This window comes from Nocardia sp. CWNU-33 (genome assembly GCF_046764895.1).
Classification (GTDB): Bacteria; Actinomycetota; Actinomycetes; order Mycobacteriales; family Mycobacteriaceae; genus Nocardia.
On sequence record NZ_JBKOQN010000010.1, the window covers coordinates 232,919 to 252,587 of the forward strand.

General features: G+C 66.5%; 17 protein-coding genes and 1 tRNA gene. 9 read left to right on the forward strand and 9 right to left on the reverse strand.

Features of this window, described 5'->3' with window-relative positions; genetic code table 11:
- Positions 1-163 precede the first annotated feature (163 nt).
- The 3 genes from ACLMAL_RS16665 to ACLMAL_RS16675 form a co-directional block, all read right to left on the reverse strand.
- Positions 164-254, reverse strand: a tRNA-Ser gene (locus ACLMAL_RS16665).
- Positions 255-517: 263 nt separating this feature from the next.
- Positions 518-952 carry a nucleoside deaminase gene (locus ACLMAL_RS16670; protein ID WP_411999928.1) on the reverse strand — a complete coding sequence of 145 codons (435 nt, stop codon included), beginning with the start codon at positions 950-952 and terminating at the stop codon, positions 518-520.
- A gap of 52 nt (positions 953-1,004) precedes the next feature.
- Entirely contained in the window at positions 1,005-1,544 is a 540-nt protein-coding gene (locus ACLMAL_RS16675) for a tRNA adenosine deaminase-associated protein (protein ID WP_328408135.1), read from the reverse strand.
- A gap of 58 nt (positions 1,545-1,602) precedes the next feature.
- Between ACLMAL_RS16675 and ACLMAL_RS16680 the strand changes: the two genes are divergently transcribed.
- Positions 1,603-2,553, forward strand: a complete 951-nt coding sequence (locus ACLMAL_RS16680; protein WP_411999873.1) for a prephenate dehydrogenase — start codon at positions 1,603-1,605, stop codon at positions 2,551-2,553.
- 278 nt (positions 2,554-2,831) lie between these two features.
- On the opposite strand, the gene ACLMAL_RS16685 is transcribed toward ACLMAL_RS16680, so the two are convergent.
- From ACLMAL_RS16685 to ACLMAL_RS16695, 3 genes are read right to left on the reverse strand one after another with little or no spacing between them, the layout of a single operon-like run.
- A complete protein-coding gene (locus ACLMAL_RS16685) occupies positions 2,832-3,434 on the reverse strand; it encodes a putative glycolipid-binding domain-containing protein (protein WP_411999874.1) in 603 nt (200 codons plus the stop codon).
- 37 nt (positions 3,435-3,471) lie between these two features.
- A complete protein-coding gene (locus ACLMAL_RS16690) occupies positions 3,472-5,523 on the reverse strand; it encodes an ABC transporter ATP-binding protein (RefSeq protein ID WP_411999875.1) in 2,052 nt (683 codons plus the stop codon).
- A complete protein-coding gene (locus ACLMAL_RS16695; RefSeq protein WP_411999876.1) occupies positions 5,520-7,367 on the reverse strand; it encodes an ABC transporter ATP-binding protein in 1,848 nt (615 codons plus the stop codon). The genes ACLMAL_RS16690 and ACLMAL_RS16695 overlap by 4 nt, the downstream gene beginning before the upstream one ends.
- A gap of 274 nt (positions 7,368-7,641) precedes the next feature.
- On the opposite strand from ACLMAL_RS16695, the gene ACLMAL_RS16700 reads away from it, so the two are divergent.
- Positions 7,642-7,920 (forward strand): putative quinol monooxygenase, encoded by a 279-nt coding sequence (locus tag ACLMAL_RS16700; RefSeq protein WP_411999877.1) that lies wholly within the window; start codon positions 7,642-7,644, stop codon positions 7,918-7,920.
- 10 nt (positions 7,921-7,930) lie between these two features.
- Here ACLMAL_RS16700 and fadD32 read toward each other — a convergent pair whose 3' ends face one another.
- Positions 7,931-9,844 carry a long-chain-fatty-acid--AMP ligase FadD32 gene (fadD32, locus tag ACLMAL_RS16705; protein ID WP_411999878.1) on the reverse strand — a complete coding sequence of 638 codons (1,914 nt, stop codon included), beginning with the start codon at positions 9,842-9,844 and terminating at the stop codon, positions 7,931-7,933.
- A gap of 100 nt (positions 9,845-9,944) precedes the next feature.
- A complete protein-coding gene (locus ACLMAL_RS16710; protein WP_411999879.1) occupies positions 9,945-11,195 on the reverse strand; it encodes a KasA/KasB family beta-ketoacyl-ACP synthase in 1,251 nt (416 codons plus the stop codon).
- 357 nt (positions 11,196-11,552) lie between these two features.
- Here ACLMAL_RS16710 and ACLMAL_RS16715 point away from each other — a divergent pair, with 357 nt between their 5' ends.
- From ACLMAL_RS16715 to ACLMAL_RS16725, 3 genes are all read left to right on the forward strand, one after another.
- Positions 11,553-12,707, forward strand: coding sequence for a DNA (cytosine-5-)-methyltransferase (locus tag ACLMAL_RS16715; protein ID WP_328408126.1), 1,155 nt, complete (start codon positions 11,553-11,555; stop codon positions 12,705-12,707).
- Positions 12,704-13,135, forward strand: a complete 432-nt coding sequence (locus ACLMAL_RS16720; protein ID WP_411999880.1) for a very short patch repair endonuclease — start codon at positions 12,704-12,706, stop codon at positions 13,133-13,135. Before ACLMAL_RS16715 ends, ACLMAL_RS16720 begins: the two co-directional genes overlap by 4 nt.
- Positions 13,136-13,404: 269 nt before the next feature.
- Complete coding sequence (locus tag ACLMAL_RS16725; RefSeq protein WP_411999881.1) at positions 13,405-14,112, forward strand: DUF998 domain-containing protein; 708 nt, start codon at positions 13,405-13,407, stop codon at positions 14,110-14,112.
- Here ACLMAL_RS16725 and ACLMAL_RS16730 read toward each other — a convergent pair.
- Entirely contained in the window at positions 14,109-15,683 is a 1,575-nt protein-coding gene (locus ACLMAL_RS16730; protein WP_411999882.1) for an esterase-like activity of phytase family protein, read from the reverse strand. The genes ACLMAL_RS16725 and ACLMAL_RS16730 overlap by 4 nt on opposite strands.
- A gap of 72 nt (positions 15,684-15,755) precedes the next feature.
- Between ACLMAL_RS16730 and ACLMAL_RS16735 the strand changes: the two genes are divergently transcribed.
- The 4 genes from ACLMAL_RS16735 (at position 15,756) to ACLMAL_RS16750 (ending at position 19,614) form a co-directional block, all read left to right on the forward strand.
- The gene (locus ACLMAL_RS16735) at positions 15,756-16,148 is read left to right on the forward strand and encodes a RidA family protein (RefSeq protein WP_411999883.1); all 393 of its coding nucleotides are present in this window, start codon (positions 15,756-15,758) and stop codon (positions 16,146-16,148) included.
- 70 nt (positions 16,149-16,218) lie between these two features.
- On the forward strand, positions 16,219-16,947 hold the full coding sequence (locus tag ACLMAL_RS16740; RefSeq protein WP_411999884.1) for a maleylpyruvate isomerase family mycothiol-dependent enzyme: 729 nt from the start codon (positions 16,219-16,221) through the stop codon (positions 16,945-16,947).
- Between the two features lie 297 nt (positions 16,948-17,244).
- Positions 17,245-18,012, forward strand: a complete 768-nt coding sequence (locus ACLMAL_RS16745; RefSeq protein WP_411999885.1) for a VOC family protein — start codon at positions 17,245-17,247, stop codon at positions 18,010-18,012.
- 1,383 nt (positions 18,013-19,395) lie between these two features.
- Complete coding sequence (locus ACLMAL_RS16750) at positions 19,396-19,614, forward strand: hypothetical protein (RefSeq protein ID WP_411999886.1); 219 nt, start codon at positions 19,396-19,398, stop codon at positions 19,612-19,614.
- The last annotated feature ends 55 nt before the right edge of the window (positions 19,615-19,669 follow it).

Consider the following 19,669-nt stretch of genomic DNA (forward strand, 5'->3'; position numbering starts at 1 on the left):
TACCCAAACTGCTACATGGTGTACAGAATGCTACAGCCTGTGGAGAAGAAAATAGCCACCTGTGCAAAAAGATGAGAGGCCCGAGCGGTGGTGGAGGGGATCCGAAATCCCCTACTACAGAGAAGAAAATAGCCCTTCACCTGCGTGAACAGGTGAAGGGCTTTGGCGGTGGCGGAGGGATTTGAACCCTCGGAGGGGGGTTACCCCTCACACGCTTTCGAGGCGTGCTCCTTAGGCCGCTCGGACACGCCACCGCCGACAACCATACCGGACGGCCGCCGGATCGATAAATCGCCTGTAGAGGCGGGGAATGGAGGGCCGGCGCCATGACTGCATGGCGCTGTGGATGAGGTCGACGGGTTCGCTCTTGCCGTACAGCGGCGCTAGGTGGTCCCACATCCGTTCGACCGTTTCAGGGGACTTTGTGTGTCGTCGGGTCGCGATCTCCTCGACCGCGTCGGGAGCCGTGTCAGGCGAGGCGGATACTGCGTCGGCTGCGAAGTCGGCGGCACTGAGCTCAACGCTGAGTTCGGAAGAACGCCTCGAGCAGTGCCACGCATTCCTGCTCGAGCACTCCGCCGCGCACCTCGGGGCGGTGATTGAGGCGGCGGTCGCGGACTACATCCCAGAGTGAGCCGACGGCGCCGGTTTTGGGTTCCCATGCGCCGAATACGACGCGGGCGACGCGGGCGAGGACTAGTGCGCCCGCGCACATGGTGCACGGTTCCAGGGTGACCGCGAGGGTGACGCCCTCGAGTCGCCACCCATCACCGTGCACCTCGGCGGCGCGGCGCAGGGCGAGGATTTCCGCGTGTGCGGTCGGGTCGCCGAGGGCTTCGCGCGCATTGGCCGCGCGGGCGAGCTCGCGGCCTGCCGAATCGAACACGACGGCGCCCACCGGCACGTCGCGGACACCCGCGTCGCCGGCGGCGGCGATCGCGGCGCGCACCATGTCGGAGTCGGACAGACCGTCTCTCAGCAAGCCCACGTCGGCCGACACACTGTTAGCGCGGCAGCTTGTCCAGCACGGCCGACAGCTCGTTGGCGAAGCCGAGCCGCTGGGCGATCATGCCGAGCTGTTCATCCGGGTACAGGTCGGTCTCGGCGAGGATCACGCTGAGCACAGGTTCGGGCAGGCCGAGATCGGCGAGGACGCCGAGGTCGCCTTCCTCCCATGGCTCGATGTCGTCGAGTTCGTCGGGGTCGATATCCGGGATTTCGACATTGAGAGCCTCGAGCACATCGGCGGCGATGTCGTAGTCGATCGCGGCGGTCGCGTCCGAGACCAGCATGCGGGTGCCGCTGGGTGCGGGCCGGAGCACGATGAAGAACTCGTCGTCGATGTCGAGTAGTCCGAACACCGCGCCTGAACTGCGCAATGCCTTGAGCTCGTTCTCCGCCGCGGACAGATCGGTGAGTGCAGCCGAACTCAGCGGACTACACCGCCATTGTCCTTCTTCGCGGACAACGGCCACTGCGAACCCTTCTACGTCGTCGTAATCATCCGACGCCGCCCTGTTCGTGCCCGAGCGCTGTGCTGCCATGGCCGCAACGGTAGTCGGCTCGAGCCGAAATGTTGAAGTCGTATGCGAATCTGTTCCGGTGACTCGTGACCAGAAAGCACCCGTGTGCGTCCTCGGGACGGGCTTGATCGGTGGTTCCCTGCTCCGCGCCGCTGCCGGCGCGGGCTTCGACGCCTGGGGATACAACCGATCGGAGCCGGGTGCGCAGGCCGCACGCGCCGACGGATTCGATGTCACCGGCGATCTGCTCGGCGTGTTGACCAGGGCCGCGGACACCGACGCGACGATCGTCGTCGCGGTGCCGATGCCCGCGGTCGACCACATACTCACAGAGGTTTCCGCCTTCGCGCCCAGGTGCACGCTCACCGATGTGGTGAGCGTGAAGGCTCCGGTGGCGGCGGCCGTACACAAACACGGACTGTCAACGCGCTATGTGGGCGGGCATCCGATGGCGGGCACCTCCGAATCCGGCTGGGCCGCCACTGATCCGGGTCTGTTCCGAGGCGCGGCGTGGGCGGTCGGCGTCGACGAGGGCACGCCCCCGGAACCGTGGACGCGCGTGGTGCGGCTGGCGCTGGCCTGCGGTTCGGTGGTCGTGCCGGTTGTCGCGGACGAGCACGACAGCGCCGTCGCCCGGATTTCGCACCTGCCACATGTGCTGGCCGAGGCGCTCGCGATCGCGGGTGACGGCGGCGGGGAGCTGGCGCTCGGGCTCGCGGCGGGCTCGTTCCGCGATGGCACCAGAGTGGCGGGGACCGCGCCGGGCCTGGTGCGCGCGATCTGTGAACCGAATTCCGCGGCGCTGCTCGCCACGTTGGACGACACGCTCACGGTGCTCGCCGCCGCCCGCGACAGCCTGCGCGAGACAGGATCGCTTGCGGATCTCGTCGACGCCGGGTTCGCGGCACGGCAGCGCTACGAAACGGCGCAACGCTGGGAGATCACCGGTGTCCACCCTGGCGAGCAGGACTGGCTGGGGCAGTTGCGCGAAGCTGGTCGGCGCGGCGGCGTTATCACCAGTCTGGACTGATGATCGGTCACCAGGCCGATCGCGATGCTGGTTGAGGCACAGGATGTTGCGTGCAGAATCCAGCACGGCGTCATCGGTTCAGCTGGATTGATGGGCCGAATGTTCGGCCGATGCGATGTTGATCGAGGCTCGACCTACGCAGGCAGCTTCGGCTCGATGCGCAGCATTAGCGCCGAGGGGAAAGGCGTCCGCGCCGACAGTCGTCCACGAGTGGACCGGGCCTGGTGGGGGCGATCAACCGTGCTGCTGGTCATGGGTCACCGACAGGCGGGCTGCCGTCAAATTCGCTCGGCCAGGCCGGGGTAGTCCAGCAGGAAGCCGTCGGCGTCGACGGTGACAGTGGCGCTGGAAACCGGCGACAGGACGCTGATCCCGTCCGTGCCGCTGCTGTAGGTGAGGCTGGCTTCCTGGACGAGCAGGTCGGGGAGGCGGACGTAGACGACCGGCACCTGGACATCGCCGACTGCGTGCTGCAAGCCGAAGCGGCGGATCGGCAAGGTGTTGAAGAACGGACTCAGCACCACATCCACGTCGAGCGCACCCGCGAAGGTGGAGCGCACGTGGCTGCCACCCGCATCCACCAGCCAGTAGTTCTCTTCATCGCGTGCGATGGACGCGTGCCGCTCCCCCGCCGCAGTGGTGCTGCGCAGCGACAGCCGCTTGGTGACGCCGTTCTCGTCGGTGACCAGATCGTAGGAGGCGCTGAAGGGGGGATGGTCCGCGCAGGCGCCACCGATCATCCGGCCCGCGGCGCGGATGCGGTTGCCGTTGAGCGTCACGCGCACCGACTCCATCCGCACTGCGTTGTGCGCACGCCAGGTGAGAATCGCCGGCCACCGCGATGCCGGTTGGCTGTCAGGGCCAGAGGCTGGGTTCGTCACGTATCTACCGTAAGGGACGCAGCCGTCTGCCCCCGCGTCACACCAGCGACTCGCGCCAGGCCGCATGCAGACCGGCGAACCGTCCGGTGCCCCCGATCAGGGCTTCGGGGGTGCCGTCCTCGACGATCCTGCCGGATTCCAGCACCAGCACCCGGTCGGCGATGGCGACAGTGGAGAGCCGGTGCGCGATGATCACCGCGGTGCGGTCGCGCAGCACCGTTTCCAGTGCCTGCTGGACCAGCCGCTCGCTCGGGATGTCCAGGCTCGAAGTGGCCTCGTCCAGCACGATCACCGCGGGATCCGCTAGGAACACCCTCGCGAATGACACCAACTGCCGCTGGCCCGCCGAGAGCCTGCCGCCACGCTTGCGCACGTCGGTGTCGAAACCCTCGGGCAACGCCTGCACGAAGTCGTACAGTCCGATCGCGCGGGCCGCCGCGTACACCTCCTCGTCGGTGGCGTCGGGTCTGCCGAGCCGGATGTTGTCTGCCACCGATCCGGAGAACAGGTACGACTCCTGGGTCACCATCACAACATTGCGCCGCAGGTCGACATCGGTCAGCTTGCGCAGGTCGATGCCGTCCAGGGTCACCGTGCCACCGGACGGATCGTAGAAACGTGTCAGCAACTTGGCCAGCGTCGACTTGCCCGCACCGGTCGCGCCGACCAGGGCCATCACCTGGCCCGCCGGGATGTCCAAGGTGAACTCCGGCAGCACAGTGCGGGTCCCGCCTTCCGGCTTCGATGCCTTGTCGAGCGTTATACCGTTGGGCTGCAACGTCTTTGTGGCCTCGTCCCCCATCGCGGACACGGCTGTGCCCACCTCGGGCAGCGGCTCGGCATCGTCGGGCAGTGCATTCACACCGCCGTCGACCTGCTGCTTCGTACCGGTCTCCGCGGGCCGGTTCGCACTGGAGTCGTATCCGAACCACACGCGATCCATCCGGACCGCGCCCCGGGCCTTACCGAGCGATGTCGGCTCGGTCGGTTCCGGCACCGACGGCTCCTCCTCCAGCACACCGGAGATCTTCTCCAGCGCCGCCGCCGCGGACTGATAGGAGTTGAAGACCTGGGCCAGTTCGTCGAGCGGACCGTAGAACTCATTGAGGTACAGCAGGTACGCGGCGAGGACACCGACCGCGAGGTCACCCTCGATCACCCGCCACGCACCGACCACGATGACGATCACGGTGGTCAGGTTGCCGAGCAGCCGGGTGAGTCCGGCGTAGTCGCCCATGCCGCGCATGGCGGCGGTGGTGGCCTGCCGATACTCCGAATCCTCCAGTGCCAGTACTGATTCGTTGCGCTGTTCGCGCCGGAAGGTCTGCACGGCGCGGATGCCGCCCATCGACTCGACGAACTGCACGACGACCTTCGCGATGGCGCCGCGCGTACGTCGATAGCCCGCACGCTGCCTGCGCTGCGCCCAGCGGGTGACGAGCACCAGTGGGACGAAACCGACGAGCACGATCGCGGCGAGTGTCTGATCGAGATAGACCAGCAGGACCGCGATGGTGAGCACCGAAAGGATTGCGCTCAGTGCCTGATTCAGCGCGCTCTCCAGCAGTTCCTGGAGTGTCTCGATATCGCCGGTCAACCGGGCGACAACCTTGCCCGAGGTGTACTTCTCGTGGAAGGCGACGCTGAGCCGCTGCATGTGCTCGAACGAGCGGACCCGCAGGTCGAACAGCACGCTCTGACTAAGATTGCCGGAAACCCGCAGGAAGAAGAACGTGGTGAGCACGCCGAGGCCGACCGTGCCGAGGTAACCGACGACGGTGAGCGCCAACGGAGTCCAGTTGCCCCTGGCTCCTTCGGCGATCCCGGTGTCGAGACCGTGCGCGATGAACAGCGGCGCCGAAACCATCGCGGCGTTGTCCACCACGATCAGCACCATGGCGAGCACCGCGATCTTGCGGTACGGCCGGACCAGGTCGAGCAGCAGTCGCCGGGATCGACCGGCCAGCACCAGGTTTCCGGTCTGGGTGACCTCTTTGTCCTCGCTGGCGATGCCGCGCCAATCGGCGACCGAATCCCGGGTGGCCGGTTCGGCCTCGCGCGGCGTGGTCGCCTCCGCTTCCGTCGTCATGATTCACCTCCCATCAGCTCGCGATAACGGCTGTTGGTCTTCAGTAATTGATCGTGCGAACCTTCGGCGACGATCCGGCCGTCGGCGAGCACCGCGACCCGGTCGGCCAGCGCCGCCGTGGACGGCCGATGCGCGACGAGCAGCGTGGTCGCTCCCGCCAACACGGTGCGCAGCCGTTCCTGCACGCGCTCTTCGGTTTCCACGTCGAGTGCTGACAGCGGGTCGTCGAGCACCATGATCCGGGTCCGATCACCCACGCCCTGCCGACCATGTCGAGTGGTCTGTACGTTGTCGCTGACAGGGCCGAGCACCGCACGAGCCAGCGCGAGCCGCTGACGTTGACCGCCGGAGAGGCTGAGCCCTTGCTCACCGATCCTGGTGTCGAGCCCCCACGGCAGGTCATCCACGAACTCCGCGGCCTGGGCGATGTCGAGCGCGCGGCGCACATCCACATCGGTGGCCTCGGGGTCACCGAGCGCGACGTTCTCCCGCACGCTCGCCGAGAACAGCACCGGATCCTCGAATGCCACCGAGACCAGCGACCGCAGATCCGACACCCGCATCGCAGAGATATCGATGCCGTCGATGGTGATGACACCGTCGGAGACGTCGTAGAGCCGCGGAATCAGGTTGAGCAGCGCGGTTTTTCCGCTGCCCGTCGCGCCGACGAGCGCCACCGTTTCACCGGGGCGCACCTTCAGCGAGACATCGTGCAGCACCTCCCCTTTCGCGTCGGGGAAGGCGAACCGCACACCGTCCAAGGTCAGCTCGCCCGCGATGTGCGCAGGCAGCTCTACCGGGTCGGCCGGATCGGTGATGTCGACCGGAGTGTCGATGATCTCCCAGTACCGGTCCGCCGCGGTGCGCGAATCGTTGAGCTCGGCAAGCAGGAATCCGGTCCAGATGATCGGCCACTGCAGGAACGTCGACAGCGTGATGGCCGCAACCAAGGTGCCGAGCGTCATCGTGCCGTGCGCGACGGCGTAGCCGCCGTAGCCGAGCGCGAAGGCGATCGCTAGCTGCGGCAGGCTCATCATCGCCGACCACAGTGTCGCGTCCAACCGGACCTTGAGCATTTCGGTCTGCTGCAGTTCGCGCGACTGTGCGGTGAAGCGCCCGCCGAAGAACACGCCGCGGCCGAACGCTTTCAACACCCGGACGCCCTGCGCAGACTCCTCGGCCGTTGTCGCCAGATCGCCGGACTGGTCCTGCGAGCGGCGCGACGCCACCTCGTAGCGCCGCACGAACCGCGTGCAGATGTACACCAGCGGGATCGAGATGATCCCGAAGATCAACCCGATCTGCCAGCTCAGCGCACACAACACGAGCAGGCCGACCGGAATGATGACGAAGTGCAGCACCAGGAACGGGCCTGCGAACGCGACGAACCGGCGCAGCGTGGCCAGATCATCGATCGCGCGGGAGAGCAGCTGTCCCGATTCCCAGGCGTCGTGGCGTCCGATCGCCAGCGACTGCAGCTTGCGGAAGATCTTGGCGCGCATCGTGATTTCGAAATGCGTCGCGGGTTTGGAAACCAGCCATCGGCGTCCCCACACGCCGAGTGCCTCCAGCAGGCCGAGTGTCAGCACCGCGAGCACCGGCAGGACCGCACCGGAGAAATCGCGATGGGCAATCGGGCCATCGATGATGCGCGCGATCAGCAGCGGGATCACGATCGCGGTCAGGGTGGCGACTACGGCAAGTGCCGTCGCCCCGATCAGTGCGGCGCGATACGGCCGGAGGTAGGGCAGAAACCGACGCAGCGAATGCAAACGTCCAGGCGCGGCGGCATCGAGCCGCTCCGGTCTATCGGCCTCCGGTTCGGCCGACGGCCGTTCGAGCATGACAGACAAGGCTCCCCCTCGTGGTCCGTGGATCGGCGGTGTCGCGAACGGACCCTCCCATGATGTTCGCATCGGGGTCCGACAATCCAGCGTCGCATCGACGCGCGCTCCGGCCAACCGATTTTCCGGCTGGTCAGCGACCGGCGCATCGGTATCTGCAAGGGAAATCGCGCTCGGGCAGGTCGGCACCGCAGTCATGTCCACAGCCAACAACCTCGAGTTATCTCGAGGTCAAGTAAGCACGAGCTGTACCCGCCGGGCATAGACTCCGGAAGTGATCCTCGTCGCCGGCTACCTGCGCGTCACCGACCGGGAGAAGTATCTCGGGAGCTGCCGCGAGGTCGTCGAGCTCGCCCGCGCGACCGAGGGCTGCCTGGATTTCAGCCTCGGCGCCGATCTGGTCGAACCGGATCGGGTCAACGTCTACGAGCGCTGGTCCACCCGGACCGCGCTCGACCGGTTCCGCGGCGCCGGCACCGAAGGCGAACTCGACGCCCAGATCCTGGGCGCCGAGGTCCGCGAATTCGACTACACCGACGAAACCCGGTTGTAGCGGTGGTTTCTCACACGGCCTGCTGATCGTCCGGCGCGTCCGGGAAGGCCTGCTGCTGATATCCGCCGCGCAGGGTGCCCTCGAGATAGGCGGCCCGGCAGGCGCGGCGGGCGATCTTGCCGCTCGAGGTGCGCGGGATGGAACCCGCGGGCACCAGCAGTACGTCGCGGACGGTGACGCCGTGCCGTTGCGCGATCGCCACACGCACGATGTCCCCGACCGGCAGCGGGTCCAGCTTGCCCGCGCCGGACCCACGCTCGGCGACGATGACCAACTGCTCGGAGGTGTCCTCGGCGTCGTAGTTCAGACCGGAGCGACTGCCCTGCTCGAACACCAACGCGGGCAACTCGTTCGCAGGCACCGAGAACGCCGCGACAAATCCCGGGCGCAGCGCGGTGCTGGATTCCTGCGCCGAGAACTCCAGATCCTGCGGGTAGTGGTTGCGGCCGTCGACGATCACCAGATCCTTGACCCGGCCGGTGATGAACAGCTCGCCGTCGAAGTAGGCACCGAAATCGCCGGTGCGCATCCACTTCGCGTCCGATGCGGTGCCCTGGGCATGACTGCCGCCGGGTAGCCGCTTGGTGAGCCTGTTCTGGAAAGTCGCGACGGATTCCTCCGGGTGACCCCAATAACCGATGCCCATATTCTCGCCGTGCAGCCAGATCTCGCCGACCTCGCCGTCGGCGCGCTCGATGCCGGACTCCGGATCGACGATCACCGCCCACTGCGACAACGCGACGTAGCCGCACGAAACCTGGGCGATCGCGTTGTCGGTGCCCGGCTCGACCTCGACCATGCGTCCGCCGTTGAGCTCGCCACGATCCACATAGACCACCTTGGCCTCGTCCTCGGCCTTGGTCGCCGAGACGAACAGCGTTGCCTCCGCCATGCCATAGCACGGCTTGATGGCGGTTTTCGGCAGACCGTATGGCCCGAACGCCTCGTTGAACTTCTTCATCGACGACACCGATACCGGCTCACTGCCGTTGATCAAGCCGATCACGTTGGACAGATCCAGCTCCTCGCCCGGCTTCGGCTTGCCCCGGGCCGCGGCATGCTCGAACGCGAAATTCGGTGCGGCGGCGAAGGTCCCCGCACCGTCGGAGGCGGCAGCCAATTCCTTGATCCAGCGATAGGGTCGACGCACGAACGCGCTCGGCGACATGATCGTGATGAAGCCGCCGCCGATGGTCGGCAGGATTACGCACAGCAGACCCATGTCGTGGAACAGCGGCAGCCAGGTGACGCCGCGCGAGTTCTCGGTGACGCCGATGGCATCGATCATCTGCAGCAGGTTCGTGCCGACCGAGCGGTGGGTGATCGCCACACCCGCAGGCGTCCGCGTCGACCCCGAGGTGTACTGCAGATAGGCGACACTGTCGATATTGATCTTCGGCCGCACCCACGCCGCGCCGACGCTGTCGGGGACCGCGTCGACGGCGATGAAGCGCGGACGCTGCCCCGCGGGCAGATGCCGGAAGAGGTTCCGCACCCCCGCCGCAGCGGATCCGACCGTCAGAATCGCCGCGGGCGCGCAGTCACCGAGCACCGCGTGTAGGCGATCGGTGTGACCCTGCTCTTCGGGGTCGAACAGCGGCACCGCGATATTGCCCGCGTAGACAGCCGCGAAGATCGCCACGACGTAGTCGAGGCCCTGCGGGGCAAGGATCGCCACCCGATCACCCGGCTGCGACACCTGCTGAAGTCGAGCCGCGACCGCCCGCAGCCGGACACCGAACTCGCGCCAGGTCAGTTCCAGGTACTCACCATCGCGTTCTCGCGAGTAGTCGATAAAGCGGTACGCGAGTCCGTCACCGTTCTCCGCGCTGTGCTTGTCGACGAAGTCGATCAAGGTCTTGTCACCCAAGATCTTGATATTGCCCTGCTCGTCCAAATAGTCGTCGAAGGTTTCGCCGATCATCGCCTTATCCTTTTCCAACGCACGCACTAAGCCATGACACTGAACACAGACAGACACCGGAGCGCCGGGAAGATTAGCAGGTCCGGTGGCCCCGGGTCACTCAGTACCGGCCGAAAGTGAGTGCGACGTTGTGCCCACCGAAGCCGAAAGAGTTGTTCACGGCGTACTCGATGCGCCCGGCCCTTGCCTGACCCCTTACGATGTCGAGGTCGACTTCCGGATCCTGATTCTCCAGGTTCAGCGTCGGCGGGACGATGGCGTCACGCACCGAGAGCACGGTGATCACCGACTCGAGCGCGCCGACGGCGCCGATGGAATGTCCGAGTGCCGATTTCGGCGCGTACACCGATGCATGGTTGCCGATCGCCTTGCTGATCGCGAGCGCCTCGGCGGTGTCACCGATCGGTGTCGCGGTCGCGTGGGCATTGATGTGGTCGACATCGTGTTTGGTCAATCCGGCGCTCTGCAGCGCCCTGGTGATCGCACGCGCTGCGCCGGAACCCTCGGGGTCGGGAGCAACCAGATGGAAACCGTCGGAGGTGATCCCCGCACCCATCAGCCGCGCGTGGATAGTCGCGCCGCGCGCTTTGGCGTGCTCCTCGGTCTCGACGATCATCATCGCGCCTGCCTCGCCGAAGACGAAGCCGTCGCGATCGACGTCGAACGGCCGCGACGCGCACTTCGGGTCGTCGTTGCGTGTACTCATCGCGCGCATCATGGTGAATGCTGCGATCGGCAGCGCCTGAATGGAGCCCTCGACGCCGCCGGTGACAACCATGTCGGCATCGCCCATCACGATCATCCGCCACGCGTTGGCGATCGCCTCCGACCCGGACGAACAAGCCGACACCGGCGTCACGACACCGGCTCGGGCACCGAGCTCCGAGCCGACGCAGGCGGCAGCGCCGTTGGGCATGATCGCCTGCACGGTGAGTGGCGAAACCTTGCGGTAGCCACCGTTTTCCATTTTGTCGCGGGCGTCGACGATGGCCTCGGCGCCGCCGAGGCCGGTGCCGATCGCGACGCCGAGGCGGTCCCTGTCCACCTCCGGGCTGCCCGCATTGCGCCAGACTTCGCGGCAGAGGCAGATGGCCATCTGCTCCACATAGGACATGGACCGCGTCTCGGCCCTGGTCAGAACCGCACTCGGCGCTACCTTCAGATGGCCGCCGATACGGACAGGGAGACCGAAATCCTCGATGAAGGCGTCCTCGAGGATGTCGATGCCGCTCTCCCCATTGAGCAGGCCCTTCCAGGTGGAATCGACATCACCGGCGATCGAGGTGGTCGCCGCGAGACTGGTGACGACAACGCTGGGGTAGGCCCCATTCTTGGTGGACGGAATCTGCATATCGCTCACTTTCCTGGCGTCACTTGGGATAAACCGGGAACTGCGCGTCGACGCTGGAGCGCCGGAAGGTCAGCAGTGGCCAGGAGCAGATTCGCCTCCTGCCGTCGAACGGCCATGACGATACCCGGCCGATAGCCCATTGGCATTATCGGTGCGCGCGTCCGGATCTCGGTGCTGGACACGCGGCCGGGTGGGCGGCCTGCACCGAGATCCCGACTCGAGTAACCTGCTGTGCGAGCACGGAGCGCAATCGCCGCAAGCAATCGCTGCTGGTTCGCATTAGCTGCTGGTCCTTTCGAGCGACCTGCAAGCAATCGCTACGGCCGACCAGCGCCCATCGTGGGATCGCGGAAAGGGATGACTGTGACGCGCGGGCGGATGGTCGGGCTGTTCGCCGGTATCGGCGGGCTCGAGCTCGGACTCGGCACGCACGGCTGGGACACCGAATTGCTCTGCGAGATCGAGCCGGGCGCCCAGGCTGTGCTCGCCGCGCGCTTTCCCGATGTGCCGTTGCACAGCGACATCACCACGCTGCGCGCCATCCCCGCAGGCACCGAACTCGTCGCCGCGGGCTTTCCCTGCCAGGACCTCTCACAGGCCGGACGCACCGCGGGCATCACCGGTAAACGGTCCGGCCTTGTCGATGAGGTGTTCCGGCTGGTGCGTCGCAGGCGCGGGCCGCGCTGGCTGCTGATCGAAAACGTGCCGTTCATGCTGCAACTCGGTCGTGGCGCGGCGATGCGGCACATCACCGCGGCGCTCGAGGAGCTCGGATACACCTGGGCCTATCGGGTGGTGGACGCGCGCGCGTTCGGGCTGCCGCAGCGTCGGCAGCGGGTGCTGATGCTCGCCTCCCGCACCGAGGACCCGCGCCAGGTTCTTTTCGGCGACGACGCGGGCGAGCGGACCGTCGGCGATCCCGAACGAGATCCGTGCGGCTTCTACTGGACCGAAGGCGTGCGCGGACTCGGCTGGGCGGTGAACGCGATCCCCACCATCAAGGGCGGCTCTGCGCTCGGCATCGCAAGCCCGCCCGCGGTGCGGCTGCCGTCCGGGGAGGTGGTCACGCCGGGCATCGTCGACGGAGAACGCTTGCAGGGCTTCGATTCCGACTGGACCGCGCCCGCAACCGATGCGCCGGGTATTCGGCAGGGGCATCGCTGGAAGCTGGTCGGCAATGCGGTGAATGTCCGGATGGCGGAGTGGGTCGGCGCGCGCCTCGCCGATCCGCTCGGTGCGATTCCCGATGATCAGCCGCTGGCACCCGGCCAGCCGTGGCCGACCGCCGCGTGGGGTCGCTGCGGTGTTGCCCACCGGGTGCCGGTGTCGACCTGGCCGGTGCATGAGCCGTATGAGGATCTCGGCAATTTCCTCACCGATTCCCGGCTGCTTTCCGCGCGCGCGACCGCCGGATTTCTGCGCAGAACCGGTATGGGCAGTCTGCGATTTCCGCCCGGCTTCCTGGCCGATATGGAAAGCCATCTCGATCGGATGGGCGGCTGGGCGGCATGAGTGCGGACGCTTCGGCACGGCGGCCGCCGACCGACGCGGCGACGAGTGCGCGTATGGCGCGGCAGCGGCGCAGCGGAACCAAGCCGGAACTTGCACTGCGCCGGGAACTGCACCGGAGGGGATTGCGGTATTTCGTCGATCGCGCGCCGCTACCAGGTCAGCGCCGCCGGGCCGATCTGGTGTTTCCCCGGCTGCGGGTGGCGGTTTACGTCGACGGATGCTTCTGGCATCGCTGTCCGCAGCACGCCACCGATCCCAAGAACAATGCGGAATGGTGGGCACAGAAGCTGCTCGGCAATGTGGAGAGGGACCGCGCCACCGATTCGGCGCTGGCCGCGGCCGGCTGGCAAGTGATTCGGGTGTGGGAACACGAAGACGCCGTGGCGGCGGCGAATCGGGTGCAGACCGTTATCGAGGCCGGCCGCTGAATGACCGCTGGCGCACCCGGACCAAGGCGCGCGGAGCATGCGCGGCCAGATAGGCCGACACCGCCATGGCAGACATCACAGCGATCCCGCCCAGGGCTGTCGCGAAAGCAATCATGGGAACTCCTTCGATGTTGTCTCCCCCACAGGGTGTCCGATAGACCTGACAGGATCCTGTGCGCGGGTTGGGAATGCTGTACGAGCCATGTTGGTTAGGACACACTGATCAATCGGTGATCACCGGACCGGAAATAGGCGGGACAATGGGTCGGGTGAGTGGTAGCCGGAAGATCGCCGAACGGCACGTACGCGCGGCCTCCTGGTTCATCGCAGCGGCCATCGCGATCGCCGGACTCTGCTATTCGTCGTGGCTGCTCGAATTCTTCCTGCACATCGACGTCGACCCGGTGAATTCTTTCCTCAGCGAACTGGACGCCGAGGGCAGGCCCCACCGGGAGGTATTCGCGACGGCCGACAAGATCGTCGGCGCATTGCTGATCCCCGCGGCCATTGCCGGGCTACTGCTGTTTCCCCGGCGCAGGTTCACCACCGCCGGCTGGGTGGCGCTGTTGTGTTTCGGCGCCGCGACCATCGGCGATGTACTGCTGCCGCTGCGCGACTGCACCCCGCAGGACAATGCCGCGTGCGGCGGAGGCGGCAGCGAACTTTTCCCGCAGCTGCATCAGCCGCACGCGCTGACGAGCACCATCGCGGTGACCGCTATCGCGGTCGCCGCCTTCGCATTCAGCCTCGCGGCGTTCCGATACCACCGCTGGCGGATCCTGCGCGAGGCCGGTCTGGTTGTGCTGGTGATCGGGTCGGCGGCGACCGTGTGGATGCTGGTCGCCGACAACCTGACCGGCAATTACGCGCTCGGCATTGCCCAGCGGATCCAGGTCGGATCGATGTCGCTGTGGCTGATCACGCTGGCCGCCGCGGTGATTCTGGAGGGTCGGGAATGGACCGACCCGGATAGTTAGCCGACCTGTAGGCGCACCGTGTGGCTGTCGAGCTTCGCGGGCAGCTTGCCGGTGTCCACGAGCAGGATCTCGCCGGTGTCCTGGACACCGTCCGGCAGGGTCTTGGGCTTCAGCATGAACGGTTGCTGCTCGCCTTTGCTGCCTGCCAAGCCGAAGTCGCTGTCGTTGGCGATGTAGATCGTCTTGCCGCCGTCCAGGGTCGCGATGCCCTCGATTTTGTCGTGCCCATAGAACTTGCCGTCGGCATTGAGCCCGGTGACCAGTGCCGTGAGATCCAGGTTCTCGATCTTGGCGACCGGCTTGACGCCCGCCCGGCTCAGTGCCGCACTGCCCTCGGCGGTCGGCACCGTGCCGACCAGGGTCTCCAGCGCCTTGCCGTCGATCAGCAGGCCGCCGCGTTCCGGATCGTATTGCGCGCCGGGCACCTTCGACTGCGGGCCGACATCGGTGGCGCCGGAGATGTCGATGGTCCACAGCTTCTTGTTCGATGTGGGCGGCAGCTCGCCGTCGCGTTCGTCGACCAGGAAGGTGGTCGGGCTCAGCGCGGTGATCTCCGAGACCGCGACCTTCGTCTGCTTCGGGTTCTCCAGCGGGTAGACGAATTCGCGCAGCGCTTTGGTTTTCAGGTCAACGGTGACGATGCGGGTCATCGGCACCTCCTTGGCCGAGCCGTCCAGCCCGGGGGTTTTCAGGCCGCTCTGCACGATACCGACGAGAGTGCCGCCGTCCGGGGTGCTGGTCAGACCCTCCATGCCCTGGTTAGGGGTGCGCAGCGCAATCTCCTTCGGCAGTCCGGCGCCGGGGGCGAGCCGCTCGATCTCGGCGCCCTTGGCATCGAAATGCACCAGGAACGGGCCGTATTCGTCGGAAACCCAGAAGCTGCCGTCGGGTAGCGCGACCAGACCCTCCGGATCGAGCCCGTGATCGGTGGGCGGCAACACGGCGCCCGCGAGGTCGCGGATGGTTTCACCGGTACTCGCCGCAACATCGACCTGGCCGTTGAACGGGGTGCCGTTCGCGGTGTGCAGATCGATCGAGGACTGCAGCGTGGCGCGGTTGCCGACCAGCTTGAACCGGCCGATCTTGGGAACGAATCCCGGTGTCGGCGAAAGCTTCTCGTTCTTGCCGGGACCGTCGACATTCGGGCCGCGGTCGGTGAGGCCGTAGAACTCGTCCTTCGATCCTGGCACCGGCGTCCATGCCGAGCCGAAACCGCTGGCCTGCACGGTGGCACCGCCCAACTCGCCGAGCGGCGGCAGGTCGGTGGTGTACAAACGGACCGCATCGGTTGTGGTGACGCCGAATTCGTCGGCGCCGGTGTAGCCGGGCTTCGGCTGGTAGACGAGCGCACCGTCGGTGCGCCTGCTGAGCGAGCCGTGTTGCGGATCGGCGAAGGCGACGGCGGCACTGCCACCCGTCGCGCTGAGCAGATCATCCAGGGAGATCACCAGCGGCTGGTCCGCGGCCACGGTGAAGTTCACCTTCGGGCCCGAAGCCGAGCAGCCTGCGGCGAGCACGCCGACGCACAGAACGGCGACTGCGGCGATGCGAGGACGACAATGAGCGTTCACGCCTGTCTGCCTACCTTGTCGATCCGACGTTGGAAAGAAGTCCGAGTGACGAGTCGATGCCATGATGGCGTCATGACTGCTCGTGTGAATATCGCCTCGGCCTCCGAGTTCGAAGACATCGTCGGCTACTCCCGCGCCGTCCGGCTCGGCAACGTGATCGCTGTCAGCGGCACCACCGCCTCACTCCCTGGCGGGGGTGCGGTCGGCGGTGCCGATATCGGCGAGCAGACCAGGGAAGTCTTGCGCCGCATCGCCTCCGCGCTCACCGACGCCGGCGCGAGCCTCGAAGATGTGATCCGCACGCGCATCTTCGTCACCGATATCTCCCGCTGGCCGGAGATCGCCAAGGCGCACGCGGAGGTCTTCGGCGACATCCGGCCGGCCGCTTCCATGTACGAGATCAAGGCACTGATCACCCCGGCACTGCTGGTCGAGATCGAGGCCGACGCGGTCGTCGGCGAGTAGTCACCGTGATAGCCCCGGGACTCCGCGGTTTACGGGGCGGGGCCGGGCCGGGATCGCTAGGGTCGGCATCGTGACAAGCGATGCTCCGGAAACCACCGTCCAGCTCGACACTGTCGCCGAGGCGACGACCCGCTTCCTCGACACCGCACGCCGTCTCGGCGATAGCGATGTCACCGGCCCTTCGCTGCTGCCCGGCTGGACCCGCGGACACGTACTCGCCCACCTGGCCCGCAATGCCGACAGCCTGGTCAACCTACTGATCTGGGCCCGCACCGGCAACGAGACGCCCCAGTACGCAAGCATGCAAATCCGCGATGCCGATATCAAGGCAGGCGCCCCACGCCCGTTGGCCGATCAGCTCGCCGACAACGAGGCTGCCGCCACCCGCTGGCTCACCCTCGCCATGGAGGCGCCGCCGGAGGCGTGGGAGGCCATCGTCCGCACCAGGCAGGGCAGGCCGATCCCCGCTACCGAGGTGATCTGGATGCGGCTACAGGAGGTCGAAATCCATCACGTCGACCTGGCCGCAGGCTACCAACCCGCCGACTGGCCAACCGATTTCGTGACCCGCCTACTTCCCCGAGCCGCCGCCGACCTCGCCAAAGCCGCCGCATCGGACCCTGGCGCCACCACATTCGCCATCCACGCCATCGACACCGACTTCACCGCGACCATCGGCGCCGAGGCACCGTCCCGCACCGTCAGCGGCCCCGCCACGTCCCTCTTGGCTTGGCTGATCGGCCGGTCCACCGGCGCCGACCTGACCGGCGACCTCCCGGCTCTCCCCGCCTGGAAGTGAAGTGACACAACGCAACAGCCAAGCCACGAGTTCTGGTCGGATTGGTGATTCCCGTCAGCACGGCCGCGAGAATCAGGGTGCTGCTCGAAGCCGTGTCTCATCGAGTGTCTCGCCACGATCGAGACGTGACCGACTGTACCGAGGACCTCCCGCCTGGAAGTGACAGAACGACTGAGCCGCCACTGCGTGGATTCTCTCGACACGCACAAGGCGACTTTGCTGGAATAGGCCACCTCGTGCGGGATGCGGGCGAGGATAGGGACGGTATGTCAGCGCACTTCGACGAAGGAGCGTCCCATGACAGTGATCACGCAAGCTCCGCCGAACGGTACCCCCACCTGGGTGGACCTGGGTATTCCCGATCACCGGCGCGCGATGGAGTTCTACGGCGCGGTGTTCGGGTGGGAATTCGGGGAGGAGGGGCCGCCGGAAACCGGCAATTACACGATGTGCCTGGTGCAGGGCAAGCCCGTGGCCGCCCTGATGAAAAACTCCGACCCTGACGCCACCGACTTCTGGTGGAATATGTACTTCGCCACCGACGACTGCGACGGCGCGGCCAAACGCATCACCGATGCGGGCGGCCAGATCCCGATGGCGCCGATGGACGTCATGGAGCAGGGTCGGATGGCCATCGCCGTCGATCCGGCAGGCGGCCAGTTCGGCCTGTGGGAAGCGCGCGTGCACATCGGCGCACAGGTCGTCAACGAGCCGGGCGCGATGGTCTGGAATGAACTCGTCACCGCCAAGGCGGACGCGGCGCGCGACTTCTACACGGCCGTCTTCGACTTCACGCTGGAACCGATGGCAGGCTTCGACTACACGGTGCTGCATCGCCCCGACCAACGGCCCATCGGCGGCATCCAGGGCGAGCCGTCCGCGCCCAAATCCGCCTGGCTGACCTACTTCGACGTCGCCGACACCGACGCGACTCTGCAACGCGCCACCGCCGCAGGCGCCACCGTGACGCTGCCCGCACAGGACACGCCATTCGGCCGCATGGCCGGACTGCGTGACCCATTCGGCGCGGAGTTCCGCATCATCGAGTCGGCTCAGCAGTCCTGAGCCACGGCCGCACAGAAACAGCCACCCCGTAAGAGGTGGCTGTTTCTGTGCGCCCGAAGGGATTCGAACCCCTAAAGTTCTGATCGGGAGAGCCACCACCGGAACCTGTCTCGGTTGTTCCCGAAAATTCCTCCGACCAGTGGCAGCAACGGATCCGACTGTCCAGGAAAATCCTCGGCCGTCCTCTCGGCACCCGCTGATACCGTTGGCGCAGACGACGAAGCGCCTCGGTGTCCGAGGCTTGCCGATCATGATCGTCAAGGCCGCGCACGCCTGCGCGGAAGAACTGGCGTCACCGGCATGGATCGGGTTCGCGATCTGGTTGCGCGGCAGCATTACTGGCTCGCTATCACGCTCGCAGCAATACACCGTGCCGTTTGCACTGCGGATCGGCTCACCCCGCATCTTGACGATTCCTCCACCCTCCAGGCATACGGCATGCTCCATTTGTCGGCCGCACTCGCGAGTGCGGTGCAGTCCGACAGGGATACCGCGAACACGCACCTTGCGGAAGCTGAAGCAGTCGCGGCACGGATGGACGGGGAAGTCGGAGGTTTCGGCCGACTGTGGTTCGGCCGCACCAATGTTGGGATATGGCGATCGTCCATCGGCATGGAACTCGGCGACGGGGTACAGGCTGTCGAGTTGGCCCGATCCATGCCGATTGATTCCATCCCTTCCCCGTCCCGACGCGCGAACTACTACGCCGAGGCCGGGCGGACGCTGCTCGCAGAGCCGAAGTACCGAGAGACCGGACTAGCTCTGCTGATAAGGGCCGAAGACATTGCGCCGCAACAGGTTCGGACTGACTTTTTCGTCCGCGAAGCTATTGCCGATCAGCTCCGAGCGGCCCGCCGCGATGCGGCGGGCCGCAATCTTCGTGGCCTGGCTTGGCGACTTGGCATCGCTCCAGATCCTCTCCGAACACCTGAATCTGTCCTGTCCTTTTAGGACAGATCCTCTGTGGCACAGCTCATAACGTCGGTATCAGCCCCGACGCTGGGTTGTTGCCAGTCCTCCTCATCTCCGTACGCCGATCGGCAGTGAGCTGCTGGAGTCCGGCGTAAGTCTTCAGCGTTGGGTGCAACTGTCGATGCGCAGGGAGGCACAGGGATGGACACAAACAACGAGACAACGGGCGGGTTGTACTCCAGTCGATCGGGCGACCACCGAGGTAGACGGAGGGGCCGCCGCCGACTGGTACGCCGACGGCCGGGTTATCCGCGTCCTGCGAGTGCGCCACCCCGACGGCACCGAGACGCAGTGCCCCGGTGCGCCGTCGTTGGGAGAATGCTTCGATCTGATGCCACGGCGGCTGTGGGACACGGTGCGGTGGGAGCACGAATCCCCCACCTACGCGGCATTACGTCGCGGGAACCGATGATGCCCGCTCCGTCCTCCCCGCGCCCTGGCGAGGAGGACGTACACCTATCGGTCCAGCTGCACGACGTACGCATGGACTTCGCGGCGTGTGTGACTGCCGCGTTGGTGTTCGTGCAGGACTGGCGCACCCACCACTATCCCGACGCGGTCACCGTGGTTCCTGGCGACACCGAGGGCCTACCGCGCCTGCCCAATGAACGCCTGTACCTCGAGTCCTGACCCCGCCCCCCGACACCGACACCACCGAGGTTCGCCACGACTGGAAAGGCCGACA

Excerpts from the sequence above, each read along its gene's own strand:
- ACLMAL_RS16670 (WP_411999928.1), bottom strand. The coding sequence starts at position 952 with ATGGTGCGCGCCGCGATCGCCGCCGCCGGCGACGCGGGTGTCCGCGAC.
- ACLMAL_RS16675 (WP_328408135.1), bottom strand. The coding sequence starts at position 1,544 with ATGGCAGCACAGCGCTCGGGCACGAACAGGGCGGCGTCGGATGATTAC.
- ACLMAL_RS16690 (WP_411999875.1), bottom strand. The coding sequence starts at position 5,523 with ATGACGACGGAAGCGGAGGCGACCACGCCGCGCGAGGCCGAACCGGCC.
- ACLMAL_RS16695 (WP_411999876.1), bottom strand. The coding sequence starts at position 7,367 with ATGCTCGAACGGCCGTCGGCCGAACCGGAGGCCGATAGACCGGAGCGG.
- fadD32 (WP_411999878.1), bottom strand. The coding sequence starts at position 9,844 with ATGATCGGCGAAACCTTCGACGACTATTTGGACGAGCAGGGCAATATC.
- ACLMAL_RS16710 (WP_411999879.1), bottom strand. The coding sequence starts at position 11,195 with ATGCAGATTCCGTCCACCAAGAATGGGGCCTACCCCAGCGTTGTCGTC.
- ACLMAL_RS16715 (WP_328408126.1), top strand. The coding sequence starts at position 11,553 with ATGACTGTGACGCGCGGGCGGATGGTCGGGCTGTTCGCCGGTATCGGC.
- ACLMAL_RS16720 (WP_411999880.1), top strand. The coding sequence starts at position 12,704 with ATGAGTGCGGACGCTTCGGCACGGCGGCCGCCGACCGACGCGGCGACG.
- ACLMAL_RS16735 (WP_411999883.1), top strand. The coding sequence starts at position 15,756 with ATGACTGCTCGTGTGAATATCGCCTCGGCCTCCGAGTTCGAAGACATC.
- ACLMAL_RS16745 (WP_411999885.1), top strand. The coding sequence starts at position 17,245 with ATGACAGTGATCACGCAAGCTCCGCCGAACGGTACCCCCACCTGGGTG.
- ACLMAL_RS16750 (WP_411999886.1), top strand. The coding sequence starts at position 19,396 with ATGCCCGCTCCGTCCTCCCCGCGCCCTGGCGAGGAGGACGTACACCTA.